Raw genomic sequence first — 14,297 nt, forward strand, 5'->3', positions numbered from 1 at the left:
CAATCCCAGATCGGACTTTCAGTCCCAGATTGGGTATCAGAGCCCCCAGATCGTGGCAATACCGACAGTTGTCACGACCGCAAGCATAAATTGCAGGGGACCGCCGACTTTCAGAAAATCCGTAAACTCGTAGTCACCAGGGCCGTACACCATCAGGTTCGTCTGGTATCCCACGGGCGTCATGAAAGACGTCGCGGAGGCGAACATCACGGCCAGCAGGAATGCGAATCCGTTCGCGTCGAGTCGCTGTGCCGCTTCCACTGCGACTGGGATCATCAAGACGATCGTGGCGACGGGTGTGATGACGTTCGCCAACAATCCAGTCACAATGTAGAACAACAACAGGACTGCAAGCAGGGGGAGGACGTCAGCCGTGGCGACCAATGCCGCCGAAATAAGCGCGGCTCCGCCGGTCGCCTCCATCGCGAGTCCCAGCGGGATCACACCTGCAAGCAGGAAGATGATATTCCAGGAAACGGCGTCGTAGGCGTCGGGCGGTGAAAGACACCCGGTCACGATCATCAAAAAGACGCCTCCAAGGGCGGCGATGACGATCGAAAACACATTCAGTGCTGCCGCGGCGATGACCGCAGCCATGATGGCGACGGCGATCGGTGCCTTGGGTGACAGCGGTGCGACTTCCTCGATGCCGTCTTCGATCAGTCGATCGAAGGCGTCCTCTTCGATCAGCACGAGGTCGCCGGTCTCCCTGAAGTATCGGATCGCGTCTGGGATCGTCTGCACCAACAGCGTGTCGCCCGCTTCGAGTTCGATCTCATTGAGGTCGGTACGTATCAACTCACCCTCCCGTCGGATGGCCAGGACGGTCGTGCGGTGAAACTTCTGCAGACGAGCCACCGCGAGCGTTTCCCCGACGAAGGGTGAGATCTCAGGGACAACCGCCTTGGCGAGGGTATCAGATGAAAATGACGCTCCGAACGTCTCTTCTGTCACGTCCTCACGGAGGAGATGGCTGAGTTGCTGTTTTTCCCTGAAGCGGTTCAATGCCTGTAGCGATCCGTGGACGATCAGAATATCATCATGCTGTAACCGCTGATCGGTGTCTGTAGCGAGAAACACCTCGCCATTGCGTCGGATCTGTAGAATCGTCACGTCTGCTTCGGTCACCTCGTCCAGTTCGTCGACGGTGAACCCGATAACTGCAGAATCCTTTCGAATGCGAAGTTGCGCAAGATGGTCTTCGAGGTCGAACTCCTCGACTAGATCCGCATCGACGGGGACACGGGCTGGCGTAAGCCACCGACCGACAGTCATGAGATAAACCGTGCCGATGATGAGGATCACTACTCCGAGGGCGGTGAATTCGAACATCCCGATCGGCCCGCGGGGAAGCAGTGTGGCGGCGAGCTCACTCGCCAGCAGATTTGTCGACGTACCGATGAGTGTCAATGTTCCCCCGAGGATGGCTGCATAGGACAGCGGCAACAACAGCTTCGACGGGGAGATACCGCTCTGTCTCGCTAGATCCGAAATCATTGGAATGAACACAGCGACGACAGGGGTGTTGTTGATGAACCCGGCGATCGGCCCAGTGGTGACGACAGTGGCTGCTAACGCCCGGGTCTCACTGCCCTTTGTGAACGCCGCCAGATGGAGGCCAAGCCGCTGGACCAGCCCCGTGTCTTGAATACCGGCGCTCAGCATGTACATGGCGACGATGGTGATGGTCGCCGTGTTTGCGAACCCAGAAATCGCCGCGCGTGGCCCCACCTGCGTCCACGGTTCAAGCGCTGCAAGCGCGAAGATGATGCCAATCGCGGTGATGTCATTCGGGATGATCTCAGAGACGAACAGGATCAACGCGACGCCGATCAACGCAAAGACGACCAGCGCGCCGATCGGGATCCCTGCGACTACCATGGAGTGTTCAATACGGTGGTTTTGTTTAATTGTTGGTCAAGTAGTGGTATAGAACTGACAATTCCTGGTCTGCTGGTCGTTTCAGCATGAGAGCCGATCAGTCCTCATATCCGCCCTCAAAACAGCCGTGACTGCTCGGATTGCCCGCAGATCGCGAGGATGTCCATCCCCTCCCTGAGCGCAGTTTCCTTCTTAACACGATAATTTCCGCCGTCGGTCCGGTACAGCTCTGTGGGGTCAAAAAAGTACCATGCCTCGTGATCGAATCGCGCAGCGACGATCGCCTCCGCGCCAAACGAGTCTGCAAAGTAGGAAAGCGACTCAATCTCGTCGGCGTCGAGGTAGATCGGTCGCCCGCTCGAGGCCTTCGCTTCGATCGCGTAAAACCGCTGGCCGTCCCCCGCGAGGACATCCGGCAGATCACGATCGGTCGCCGCACCGCTGGCGGGCGCGCGCATGACCGCAAATCCGTGTTCGTCGAGGAGATTGACCAGTTCGCGCTCGCGGCGATCGCCCTTGCGGCTCGGCACTCACCACCACCTCATAGCGTGAGGAATGCCGCGATCGAATATAAAACGATTGCCGTTGTGTGAGTATCTTCGGCGCAACTCGAAAACACTTAACCGCGCTCTCCGGCTTCGAATTCGTATGAGCGAGATCGCAGTCGTCCTTCCGGACGGATCGAATCTCTCGGTCCCCGAAGGATCGACGGTCGAAGACGTAGCGTTCGAGATTGGCCCCGGACTCGGACGCGACACAGTCGCCGGGAAGATCGAGGGGGAACTGGTCGACAAAGCCACGCCGGTTTCTGACGGCGATCGCATCGAGATCGTCACGGACCAAAGCGACGAATACCTCGACGTGCTCAGACACTCCGCAGCGCACGTCTTCGCCCAGGCCCTGTTACGATTGTACCCCGAAGCAACGCTGACGATCGGCCCGTGGACCGACAAAGGGTTCTACTATGACATCACGGGTGTCGACCTCGATGAGTCGGATCTCGAGGCGATCGAATCTGAGATGGCCGAGATTGTCGAGGAAGATTACGACATCGAGCGCCTGGATCGATCCCGCGAGGAGGCGATCGAGCGATACGAGGAGGCAGACAACCCCTACAAGCTCGAAATACTCGAGACGGAAGCCGCCGACGAGGAGGAGATCTCCTTCTACAAACAGGCAGAGTTCGAGGATCTCTGTAAGGGCCCACACGTCGAATCGACGGGTAAAATCGGCGCATTCGAGCTGACGAATATCTCTGCGTCCTACTGGCGCGGCGACGAGGAAAACGAGACGCTCACGCGAGTCAGTGGGACGGCATTCGAAAGCGAGTCCGACCTAGAGCAGTTCCGCGAGCGCCGCCAAGAGGCCAAAAAGCGGGATCACCGCCGGCTGGGCCAGGAGCTCGAGATCTTTTCGATCGACGAGACGACCGGCCCCGGTCTGCCGCTGTATCACCCAAACGGCAAGCGAATCCTCACCGAGTTGAGCGACTTCGCTGAGTCGTTGAACCTTGAGGCGGGCTATGAGCCTGTTGAGACACCGCACCTGTTCCGCACGGAACTGTGGAAGAAGTCCGGCCACTACGACAACTACGTCGACGACATGTTCCTCCTCGACGTCAATGACGAGGAGTACGGACTCAAGCCGATGAACTGTCCAGGCCACGCGACGATCTTCGATCAGCGATCGTGGAGCTACCGAGACCTGCCGGTCCGATACTTCGAGGACGGGAAGGTCTACAGAAAAGAACAGCGCGGCGAGCTCTCGGGGCTCTCGCGGGTGTGGGCGTTCACGATCGACGACGGGCACCTCTTTTGTCGCCCCGATCAGATTGAACGCGAGATCAACACGATCATCGACAACATCACGACCGTCTTCGAGACGTTCGGGCTCGACGCAGAGGTTGCGCTCGCGACTCGTCCGGAGAAATCTGTGGGCTCCGACGAGATCTGGGAGCAGGCCGAATCACAGTTGGAGTCGGTGTTAGAATCGAGTGGCTTCGAGTACGATCTCGAGCCGGGCGATGGGGCCTTCTACGGCCCGAAGATCGACTTCGCGTTCACCGACGCGCTGGGGCGAAGCTGGGACGGCCCGACCGTTCAGCTGGATTTCAACATGCCCGATCGCTTCGGGCTGACCTACACGGGTGAGGACAACGAGGAACACCAGCCGGTGATGATCCACCGCGCGCTGTACGGCAGCTACGAGCGGTTCCTCATGGTGCTCATCGAACACTACGACGGCAAGTTCCCGCTGTGGCTCGCCCCCGAACAGGTCCGTATTCTGCCGATCTCGGACGACGAACTCGGCTACGCTTACCGGCTCCGCAACGAACTCACCGACCAGGGTTTCCGCGTCGAAATCGAGGACCGATCGTGGACGCTCGGTCGGAAGATCCGCGAGGCTCAGGAGGATCGCGTCCCGTACATGCTTGTCGTTGGTAGCAACGAACAGGAAGCCGGCACGGTCTCGGTACGCGACAGACAGGAACGAGAAAAACAGGACGTCGAACTGGAGACGTTCCTTGCACACCTGCAATCCGAACGAGCTGAGAAGCGACAGATGCCGGACTTCCTTGACTGAGTACTCTGCTGACGGTTATAGCGAGTACTCCACGCACAGGTGGTCTGCGGCGGCTTCCCAGCACAATTTTCGACAACCATCGCGTTTTTATTTCCCACAATTAATCAATCGATATGGTCGAGAAACCAGCCGTCGACGAACTGAGGCCGCCGGATCGTACCCTGATGGGCCCGGGACCGAGCGACGTCCATCCGCGGGTGCTGAAGGCGATGAGTACGCCACTCGTCGGACACCTTGATCCGTCGTTCATCGAGATCATGAACGAGGTCCAGGACCTCCTGCGGTACACCTTCCGCACGGACAACCAGTGGACGATCCCGGTCTCGGGGACCGGATCGGCGTCGATGGAGGCTGCGATCGGCAACCTCGTCGAGCCGGGCGATACGATGTTGGTACCGACGAACGGCTACTTCGGCGGGCGCATGGAGAGCATGGCCCAGCGCGCCGGCGGAGAGGTTGTCCACGTCGACGCGCCGTGGGGCGAGCCGCTCGATCCCGCCGACGTCCAGGAGGCGTTTGAGGAACACCAGCCAGACGTGTTCGGGTTCGTCCACGCCGAAACATCGACTGGGGTGTTACAGCCGGGTGTCCCCGAACTGACGTCGATCGCCCACGATCACGACGCGTATGTAATCGCAGACTGTGTCACCTCTCTCGGCGGCGTCGAGATGCGCGTCGACGAGTGGGACGTTGACGTCGCCTACTCGGGCCCACAGAAGTGTCTGTCCTGTCCGCCGGGTGCAAGTCCGCTGACGCTGTCAGATCGCGCAATGGAAAAAGTGCTCTCTCGGGAGACACAGCCGCGATCGTGGTACCTCGACCTCTCGCTGCTGGAGGGCTACTGGGGCGACGATCGATCTTATCACCACACCGCGCCGATCACGAACGTCTACGCAATCCGCGAGGCGCTGCGGCTCGTCGCCGAGGAAGGCATCGAGAACCGCTGGGCGCGCCACCGCGAGGTAGCCGGCGAGCTCAAATCCGGCCTGCAGGCGATCGGGCTCGAAATGAACGCCCCAGACGAGTACTGGTTGCCGAGTCTCAACGCCGTGCGCGTGCCCGACGGCGTCGACGACGGCGCGGTCATCTCGTACCTCCTCGAGGAGTATGACCTCGAAATCGCGAGCGGACTGGGCGATCTCGCCGGCGACATCTGGCGGATCGGGTGTATGGGCTACTCTGCACGGCCGAAGAACGTCGAATACGTACTCTCGACACTCGAAGAAGCGTTAGCTGAGCAAGGATACGAGGCCTGATCACGCTCTCGGCGCGATCCGCGGTACCGTATTTCACACACGCTTTTTTCAATCGCACGTAACCGACCGACATGGGAAATAGCGTCGAGCCGGACGCGTTCGGTCGGGCGGTGTACGACCACTACCGGGGCGAACAGGCGGGACCGCTCTGGCAGTGTGATGGGCCCGATCGACGCGAGCACCCGATCGAGGCGTTCTACTTCGAGCCGTACGATCCCAAAAGCCATTGTGGATCATGGATCGACTCGCAGCTTTCAGGGCCACTCATCGACATCGGGGCGGGAGCGGGACGCGATACCCTGTACTTCCAAGAACAGTTCGAGACTGTCGCGATCGACGCGAGCCCAGCACTCGTCCAGACCATGGACGATCGGGGTGTCGAGGACGCCCGTGTGGGAGACATGTTCGGTTTGCGATCGGAATTCGATCGCGATCGGTTCGCCGCAGCACTCGTGTACGGCACCCAACTCGGGCTCGCCGGCTCGATCGCTGGCATTCGATCGTTTCTGTGCGATCTCGCGTACGTTACGGAGCCAGGTGCGACCGCGGTTGTCGACGGGTACGATCCAACGGCGATCGAATCTGGTGACAGGCTTGGATACCGCCGAGATCCGACGCCGGGACTCGCCCATCGTGTTATGTGGTTCGAGTATGACGGCGAGGTGGATCCAGTCCTCCAGTTTCGGCTCTTCTCTCCGGGGCGACTCCGCGAGGCGGCGATCGGCACAGGGTGGGAACTCGCTGATGTTACCCGTCGCGAGCCCGGCGCAGCCCACTACCTCGCTGCGCTTCGATTGCGGTGATGAGGCAGATCGGCTGTGAGCGCGAGAAAAAACCAACTGCGAGTCTACGAGAAACGCAAAGTAACGCACGTATTAAGTCTGAAAAACCACCGGTGTGGTGGTTTGTGGCGTGTAGTGACAGAGAGGTTGGGACCAATACTGCACTACCCGCCATATTTTGCTCCGTGCTGCACCAATATAGAAGTATTGTGATTAAGTGGGTGAACGAATTTTCAGAACTGATTTTTATATGCCCAGAGACGCATTTCTTCGCCATATTGTGTGATGTTTCGAGTGACACTTGTTTGGGGCGGGGCGACGTACTAAAAACCTAGGGGACAAAGTGAATTATAGTGGACGAGGTTGGGACCAATGGACAACGTTTCAAATCAAAATCAAGCAATCGAGTTGCTCCAGCAACTCGGACTGAAAGAATATGAGGCTAAATCGTTTGTCGCGCTTGCGCGACGGCAGTATGGAACGGCAAAAGACATCAGTGAGACCTCTGAAGTACCTCGCACGCGGGTCTACGATGCGGTACGCGTGTTAGAAACAAAGGGACTCGTAGAGACACAACACTCGAATCCCCAGGTGTTCCGAGCGGTCTCGATCGACGAAGCGGTCAATACGCTCCAGTCGGAGTACGTCGAGCGGACAGAATCACTCCGGGGAGCACTGAGCGGACTCGAACCGAGTGACGATGAACACACAACAGAAGCGACCCACGAAGTGTGGGTGCTCTCGGGCGATCAAGGGATCACGAGTCGAACACAGCAGTTGATTGAGGGTGCCACAGACGAGTTGATTCTCGTCGTGGGCCATGAGAGCATTTTCACCAACCGATTAGCCAAACAATTAGACGCCGCTCACGAACGTGATGTGGACGTCATCGTTGGGACGATCGACGACGTACTCAGAGATGAAATTCAAGACGCGCTCCCGGACATCAACGTGTTCGTCTCGGGATTGAACTGGTTGGACCGATCGCCACTCCCCGGTGACGACACGGAGATCAGTCGGTTACTATTAGCCGATCGAGAGGCAATTTTGGTGAGCTCGTTCACCAAAGCGAACGGAGATAGCCGCGAACACGAACAGGGTGTGTTCGGTCGTGGCTTCCATAACGGCCTGGTTGCAATCACCCGGCGGCTGATGGCGACGGGGTTGCTATTCCAGGACGATCCCGGCGAGGGAGATACGCTTGTGAACGACTAGTCCGAATGCGGTTGACCCGCGTATAGCGGACTCACAGTTTGAGGGCGTCGTAACGGCACCTTACTCGCGCTCTTCGATCGTCCTGTACTATTTGTGCTATCATAACTAAAAATTGTGGACAATTAGCTTCCGTCGCTGGAATCACAGTATTATGAGCGACCAGGAAACCGGTATCGGCGAGTGGCACTCCCTAGGCGATGCTCCTGTCAGCGATAGTGATGCTGCCGTGGTATTCGCCCACGTCAGCGACCTTCACGGGCAGCTAACGCCGCGGTATCAGGTCTACTACGATAATCCAACGTCGGAGCCGGACTTCGACTTCGGTAAGGACGATCGCATCATCGAGCGCGGCGGCGGGATTCCCCTGCTCGCAGCCAAACTCGACGAGCTCCGTGAGGCTCACGACGTTTGTACGCTCATGAGTGGAGACACGTTTCACGGCTCTGCGGTGACCACCTACACCGATGGGCGAGCGATGCTCGATCCCATCAACGAACACCTCGCGCCGGACATCTATGTCCCGGGAAACTGGGACTATTCGAGCGAAGCCGCCGAGGTGGGCAACTTTGTGGAGCTGATGGACGACCTCGACGCCCCGATTCTCGCGAACAACCTCTACGACTACGAGACAAACGAGCAGTTATACGACGCGTACCGCGTCTTCGAGATCGGCGGACTCTCTGTGGGCGTTGTCGGGATGACGAACCTCTACGTCGATCGGATGGCCCCCGCGTTCTACGAGGGGAGATATCGCTTCGGCAAGCATCCGACACTCCTCGAAGAGTCCGCACAGGCTGCCCGTGCGGACGGCGCGGATGTCGTGGTCGCAGTCACAGAGATCGGCCTCCCGTGGATGGTCCAAGCCGCCAAAGACTGTACGAGCGTGGACGTGATGTTCAGCGCGCATACCCACGAGTACACCTACGACCCGATCGTCGTCGAGGAGACTAACACGATCGTGGTCGAGTCCGGCATGGGCGAGGCGCTCGGGCGTGTGGATCTCCGTGTTAGAGATGGGGAGATACAGTTCCGACACCACCTCTACTGTCTGACCGAGGGTGGCGAACACACGCGGGAACCTGAGGTCGATGCGCAAGAGACCGTCGAAGCCGTACGTGCCCCCTTCTTCGAGGACGATCCGGGATTCGAGCGAGGTGCGGGCACACTCGATCGGCCGCTGGATACGGTCATCGGCCGGACAAAAAAACCACTCTACCGCCAGTCATTCCTCGAGAGCGCGTGGAACACGCTATTCAACGACGCGCTCCGAGCCCACTTCGACACCGACCTCGCTGTCTCGCACGGGTTCCGGTACGGGACTGCCATCCCGCCCGGCGACATCACACTCGGGGAACTATACACGTTCTTCCCGATGACGACACCTGTCGCTCGCGGCGTGGCCTATGGCCAGCAACTCACGACTCACATGGAGCGGTTCCTTGAGGACAACTTCACGCCCTACCCCTACGATCAAGAGGACGGCCGCGTCAGGAACTTCTCTTCGAACGTCGAGGTAACCATCGATCCGACCGCAAAGCGCAGCCGTCGCCTCGTCGAGATGCAAATCGACGGCGAACGGGTCGATCCAGAAGAGACGTACTCGGTGGCGACATTCCGTCGTCCTGGAGACCCAGAGCGTGATCTCGGCAACTGCGGGTTTCCGTTTCAAGAAGTCGAGGTCGACGACAGAACAGTTCCGGTTGACATTATCGTTGAGTACCTCAAAGAACACTCCCCTGTCGACTACGAAGTGATGGGACTAGTCCAGACCGCAGTCGACGGCGGCCGTGCGCAGAACACGCCCGCAGACGGGCCGTACCCGTTCATCCAACCGGGCGTCGACTATCAGGACGGTGAGGCCTACTGTGAAACATCCATGATTCCCCGTGAGAACGCCTTCCCCGAGGAAGGACGGAATCGAACGCGTTAGACAACCTCGCACTCGTGACCGCTCCGACAAACAGCGACCCAGACGTGACACTGATAATAGACAATGGTTAAGAAAATCACTGCGCAACAGCTTGCGGACAAGATCGACACCGACGAACAATTCACGCTAATCGACACGCGTCCGGAAGACAGCTTCGAGGCCTGGCACGTGCAAGACGCTGAGAACGTTCCGTATGACCCTTACGAGGGCTTGCGTGATGACCAACTGAACGAAGTGAATGCACTGGTCGACGGCGGACCGCTCATCGCGATCTGTGGGAAGGGTTTGACATCGACGCAGTTTGCGTTCGATCTCGACGAACACGGCTACGAGGACATCTCGATCGTCACTGACGGGATGGAGGGGTGGAGCAAGCTCTACGAGGTCGTCCCTATCGAGACGTCCACTGACGACCTCATTGTTCGACAGGTGCAGCGCAGAGCAAAGGGCTGTCTCGGCTACGTGATCGGCTCGAAAGAGAGTCAAGAAGCCGTCGTTTTCGATTCGACCAGACAGACCGACCAATTCAAAGTTGCTGGCCAGGACGCTGGGCTCTCGATAACGCGCGTGATTGATACGCACGTCCACGCCGATCACATATCAGGGGGTTCGGCACTTGCCGACGAGATCGGCGTCCCCTACCACCTCGGCGAACCAGCCAGTGAGCGCGGTGTCGAGTACGAATACGAACCACTGTCAGATGGTGCGGTCATCCAAGTCGGGAATGTCGAGATCGAGGCACTCCACACACCAGGGCACACTTCGGAGATGATGAACTACCTCGTCAACGGCGAGCTCCTATTGACGGGCGATACACTGTTCGTCGACTCTGTCGGGCGGACGGAACTCCAGTTTGGCGAGGACGACGCCTCCCGTGGAGCGGAACTGCTGTACGACTCGCTCCACGAGACGATCCTCGATTTCCCAGACGACACCATGATCCTGCCGGGTCACCTGACCGTCACGAGCGACGGACGCTATGAGAACGGCACGCCCGGCGAGCCCCTTGGAGCACAGCTCGGGGACCTCCGCGACGAGCTCGACTTTCTCGAGCTGGACCGCGACGCGTTCGTCGATCGCCTGACCGAGGACGCACCGGAGAAACCCCCGAACTACGAGACGGTTATCGCGATCAACACCGGCAAAGAGACCGTCGAAGACGAGAGTGAGGCGACAGAACTCGAAATGGGGCCGAACAACTGTGCCGCCTAACCAGTAGCGCCCGCGCTCCCGCCGGAGACTTCCCGAGCTGACAGAGAGGGCCATCTCGATGCGGGGATAGCGCGAGTGATACGATCTGGCGAGTGAATCGATTGCGACCCGCTTTCGGGTCGTTCATACTGTCGTTTCCGTGGTAGTAATCCTCATTCGAAAGAAGCGTTGAGCGCCAATCCGGTGAATTCGAGCCGGATGAACGGTCTCGTCCCTAAGAAACGATTAGATCGGCGTAAAAACGTTCTCGAACGTTCTCATCCGTGGGTTCACACCCATGATGATAACTCCGGAGCAGGCCTACGAGTAACTGAGGAGAAAAACAATGACTGAAATCAAATTCGGCCGCTGGCTACTCGTGGCGTTCGCGATCGTCGGACTCGCGGTCGCCGCGCCCGTGGTCAGTGCCCACGGCAACGACACGACTGCTGACGACGCGCCTACGGACAATGCCACCGCCGATGACTGGGCCACATGGATGGAGGTGCAGATGACCGAACACATGGGCCCAGGGAGTGTCGAGTGGATGGAGTCGCACATGGGTGTGACCGTCGACGAGATGGGCAAAGACATGGCTGACGGTGAGCACAGAGGCGGGATGTACGGACAGGGCCACTGCTCAGGACCCTGACCGTTTCGATCGCTCCAGCTGAACATCGCGATTCACCAACTCAAGATAATGACGCTACTTACCACTCACATCGGACGCACTGCTCGTCAGCTGACGATACTCGCTGTCCCACTGCTTGTCGTGGCAACCGGGACGATCGTGGCGACTGGAACGGCTGTTGCCCATGATGGTGGAAGCTACGAAGGCATGATGGGTGGGAGCGGTTGGGGCCTCTTCGGCGGAGTGATGGGGCTTTGGGGACTTCTCTGGATGGGACTTCTCATCGCTATCCCTCTCTACATCGTCTATGCGCTTCTTAATCGAGAGTCCACAGGGAACGACGAGCAGGCGCTGTCAGTTCTCCGCGAACGCTATGCTCGCGGCGAGCTCTCTGAAGAGGAATTCGATCGACGGCGAGACAAACTCGAACGTTCCAAGTAACTGGCAAAGTACCGCTCATGATCAAAATTACTCTGTGGCCCGATCCACAAACTGTTGATTTGGTTCTGAACCACAACCGCAACTGATCTCTCTCGATGGGTTTGATCTGGGACGCTTTCGAAATATCTCGGATGTCGCACTCGTCGTCCACTAAAACGTACGCCCCGAGTTGAGTTTCAGTTCTGTCCGTTCGGTCGCTCGATATCTTCTGCGGCCTTGATTTCGTCTGTCTTCTCGACTTCGGCGAATAGCTCTCGGTACGCATCGAGATCGAAAAGCTTGTTCCGATCGAACAGTTCGCGGGCGGTGTCCGTAAGCTGAAAGAACCGGTATGGCTTGCCTCGTTCGAACCCTTGGCGATCTCGTTCGATGGCCTCGATCAGTCCAACCTCCTCCAGGCGGATGAGGTGGTCCGTGAGCGTCGACGCGGCAACGCTCGGATTGTAGTATTCCAGTTCTTTCTTCGAGGGCGCACCTTTCGGATGGCCGACGATCGTCCCGATGATATTCCTGCGGGTCGTGTCGTCGAGGACACTCAACGCTGCGATCGGATCGAGGCCGATCGAGTTCCCGGCTGGCGTGAGCGAGGCGACGTCAGGCCGGGACATTGTGTATCCGTTCTTGGACCCCGATCGAATAATCATTTCGGTGAAATTCGAATTGGTAGCCAGAATGCTTCCGTATTCCACTTTTGATCGTATTTCCGTACTTCTAGGTGTCGGTGGTAAATGATGCCAGCATTACTAACGACGGCGCTACCCATGCCGTCATCGACAAATTAGGTGACCAGCCGGGGAGACGCTCACACCCGAACAGGTCGAGGAGATCCAGACCGCGATGCACGAGAATCTCGGACGATTCATCAACAACACGTCCTACTTCGTTCTCAGTTCCTACGGTGAAGAGGAGCGGCCACGATTGGAAGCTGTTTGCGACCAACTCGCGAGCGGTGCCGCAGCCTCGAATTCCGATGACAGGGTCGACTCGTTCCTGATGGACGATCTCCTGGATATCTCGGAGTTCTTCACGTCGAAATTCAAGCTGCTGGTCAGCTACGCAGATCATATTGTGGGGGTGTACGAACACTCCTAGGGCGGGCACGCGTGGGAAGCGGGCTACATCGATCAGCCGACCGATCGGGATCAGACGCAAGCGTTCTATCGAACTTACGTGACTGAGGAGGAACAGTATGCAGCCGACGACGGGATGTTCGCACACTATCTCCTCTGGATAAAGTGGGTGGACCGTGCGTTCTCGTGGACGACGCCCGAGGAACTTCGTGACTATATTGAGGATGCTTACGCGTCCGATTGATTGGGGATCCTCAATTCACACAAATATCCCTACGGTCGCCCGGTGCGTCCCGCGAGAAGCACGAAAATAGAGAGTAGCACTGTAGTGAGGCCCAGCCACTCACAGCAAAACACTGCTGATTGCTACCGAAAATAGGAACGGTCATCACTGAATTATCTCCCATACTGACTCTAATCGGTGTTACCAGATTAACAACTTCTATGTGGTGAACATATATCTCAATAGATGCCGCGCGACAGTATGGACAGACCACAGTTCGTCTGATTGTAGCTCGATAGATTACGGCTCAACGGATCGGGAGCCGTCGAGTGCGACTAAGACGGCAGTTGCGCGGTTGGTTGTGCTATATTTGCGCCACTTTCCGTCTTTTCGTCGTGTGAGGAGCCCGGCCTCTGTGAGCTGGGAGAGTGCATGGCTAATCGCACTGTCGCTCACATCAAGCAGTGAGGCGAACTCACAGACGCACAGCTCCTCACCAGCCGTGTGAATAATTCGAACGATTTTGTACCGCGTTTCGTTGGCCATCGCTGACAGTAGGTCGACATCCGATTCGAGATCAGGCCCGCCGACGGCCGCATCCAACTCTTCAAGTTCCTCGAGTCGCTCTCGAAGCGCGTCGTTCGTACAACTCCCTCGTTCGTCGGTTAGATACCGCTGGAGTCGATCGCTCGCTGACATACAGATAGTTGACCAACAAATAAATTAACTCTTTTGCAGTCACTGTCCACTCTACAGTCACACCTACAACATATTAATTTAGCCTTTACTAATACGATTTTTGTATGATAATCTATACGGTCCACCGAGAGACGACGTAGTCGACATCGCCAGTGCGAGAAATAGAGGCGATAGAACAGGTGGTGCACTCCAACCCTTTGAGATAGAGCTGATGTCTTACATACGAGTCTACTACAGTGCGCTCGCCTCCCGATGTATCGCTACTGCTGAAACGAACGACGACGACGGTTCGTGATCTGGATCTATCCAAATGAAGTGTGATCGTGGAAGCTACACAGAGACTCCTCTCAGAACTCAATCAGGAATACCGCGTTCTGCTAAAGAAATAACGGATA

14 protein-coding genes are annotated in these 14,297 nt (G+C 57.8%); 10 read left to right on the forward strand and 4 right to left on the reverse strand.

Going from position 1 to position 14,297, the window contains the following annotated elements; all coding sequences use genetic code 11:
- Positions 1 to 36: 36 nt before the first annotated feature.
- A complete protein-coding gene (locus E5K03_RS09290) occupies positions 37 to 1,881 on the reverse strand; it encodes an SLC13 family permease (RefSeq protein WP_138006569.1) in 1,845 nt (614 codons plus the stop codon).
- 116 nt (positions 1,882 to 1,997) lie between these two features.
- Positions 1,998 to 2,411 carry a Holliday junction resolvase Hjc gene (hjc, locus tag E5K03_RS09295; protein ID WP_138006570.1) on the reverse strand — a complete coding sequence of 138 codons (414 nt, stop codon included), beginning with the start codon at positions 2,409 to 2,411 and terminating at the stop codon, positions 1,998 to 2,000.
- Between the two features lie 118 nt (positions 2,412 to 2,529).
- On the opposite strand from hjc, the gene thrS reads away from it, so the two are divergent.
- The 8 genes from thrS (at position 2,530) to E5K03_RS09335 (ending at position 11,910) form a co-directional block, all read left to right on the forward strand.
- The gene (gene thrS / locus E5K03_RS09300) at positions 2,530 to 4,464 is read left to right on the forward strand and encodes a threonine--tRNA ligase (protein WP_138006571.1); all 1,935 of its coding nucleotides are present in this window, start codon (positions 2,530 to 2,532) and stop codon (positions 4,462 to 4,464) included.
- A gap of 113 nt (positions 4,465 to 4,577) precedes the next feature.
- Positions 4,578 to 5,720 carry a pyridoxal-phosphate-dependent aminotransferase family protein gene (locus tag E5K03_RS09305; protein WP_138006572.1) on the forward strand — a complete coding sequence of 381 codons (1,143 nt, stop codon included), beginning with the start codon at positions 4,578 to 4,580 and terminating at the stop codon, positions 5,718 to 5,720.
- Positions 5,721 to 5,791: 71 nt separating this feature from the next.
- Positions 5,792 to 6,523: a class I SAM-dependent methyltransferase gene (locus tag E5K03_RS09310; RefSeq protein ID WP_138006573.1), complete on the forward strand. Its 732-nt coding sequence runs from the start codon at positions 5,792 to 5,794 to the stop codon at positions 6,521 to 6,523.
- Positions 6,524 to 6,874: 351 nt separating this feature from the next.
- Complete coding sequence (locus E5K03_RS09315; protein WP_171006658.1) at positions 6,875 to 7,717, forward strand: TrmB family transcriptional regulator; 843 nt, start codon at positions 6,875 to 6,877, stop codon at positions 7,715 to 7,717.
- Positions 7,718 to 7,868: 151 nt separating this feature from the next.
- Complete coding sequence (locus E5K03_RS09320) at positions 7,869 to 9,647, forward strand: 5'-nucleotidase C-terminal domain-containing protein (protein ID WP_138006574.1); 1,779 nt, start codon at positions 7,869 to 7,871, stop codon at positions 9,645 to 9,647.
- A 63-nt stretch (positions 9,648 to 9,710) separates the two neighbouring features.
- Complete coding sequence (locus tag E5K03_RS09325; RefSeq protein ID WP_138006575.1) at positions 9,711 to 10,859, forward strand: MBL fold metallo-hydrolase; 1,149 nt, start codon at positions 9,711 to 9,713, stop codon at positions 10,857 to 10,859.
- Between the two features lie 325 nt (positions 10,860 to 11,184).
- Positions 11,185 to 11,490, forward strand: coding sequence for a hypothetical protein (locus tag E5K03_RS09330; protein WP_138006576.1), 306 nt, complete (start codon positions 11,185 to 11,187; stop codon positions 11,488 to 11,490).
- A 48-nt stretch (positions 11,491 to 11,538) separates the two neighbouring features.
- A complete protein-coding gene (locus E5K03_RS09335) occupies positions 11,539 to 11,910 on the forward strand; it encodes an SHOCT domain-containing protein (RefSeq protein WP_138006577.1) in 372 nt (123 codons plus the stop codon).
- 176 nt (positions 11,911 to 12,086) lie between these two features.
- Here the strand turns inward: E5K03_RS09335 and E5K03_RS09340 are convergent, their stop codons facing one another.
- The gene (locus tag E5K03_RS09340; protein WP_138006578.1) at positions 12,087 to 12,518 is read right to left on the reverse strand and encodes an ArsR family transcriptional regulator; all 432 of its coding nucleotides are present in this window, start codon (positions 12,516 to 12,518) and stop codon (positions 12,087 to 12,089) included.
- Between the two features lie 229 nt (positions 12,519 to 12,747).
- Here E5K03_RS09340 and E5K03_RS17570 point away from each other — a divergent pair, with 229 nt between their 5' ends.
- Positions 12,748 to 13,002: a hypothetical protein gene (locus tag E5K03_RS17570; protein WP_240729990.1), complete on the forward strand. Its 255-nt coding sequence runs from the start codon at positions 12,748 to 12,750 to the stop codon at positions 13,000 to 13,002.
- A 78-nt stretch (positions 13,003 to 13,080) separates the two neighbouring features.
- Complete coding sequence (locus tag E5K03_RS17575) at positions 13,081 to 13,224, forward strand: hypothetical protein (RefSeq protein ID WP_240729991.1); 144 nt, start codon at positions 13,081 to 13,083, stop codon at positions 13,222 to 13,224.
- A gap of 279 nt (positions 13,225 to 13,503) precedes the next feature.
- On the opposite strand, the gene E5K03_RS09350 is transcribed toward E5K03_RS17575, so the two are convergent.
- Positions 13,504 to 13,902 carry an ArsR/SmtB family transcription factor gene (locus E5K03_RS09350; RefSeq protein ID WP_138006579.1) on the reverse strand — a complete coding sequence of 133 codons (399 nt, stop codon included), beginning with the start codon at positions 13,900 to 13,902 and terminating at the stop codon, positions 13,504 to 13,506.
- Positions 13,903 to 14,297 lie beyond the last annotated feature (395 nt).

The sequence above is a fragment of the Halalkalirubrum salinum genome, assembly GCF_005543295.1.
Lineage (GTDB): Archaea > Halobacteriota > Halobacteria > Halobacteriales > Haloferacaceae > Halalkalirubrum > Halalkalirubrum salinum.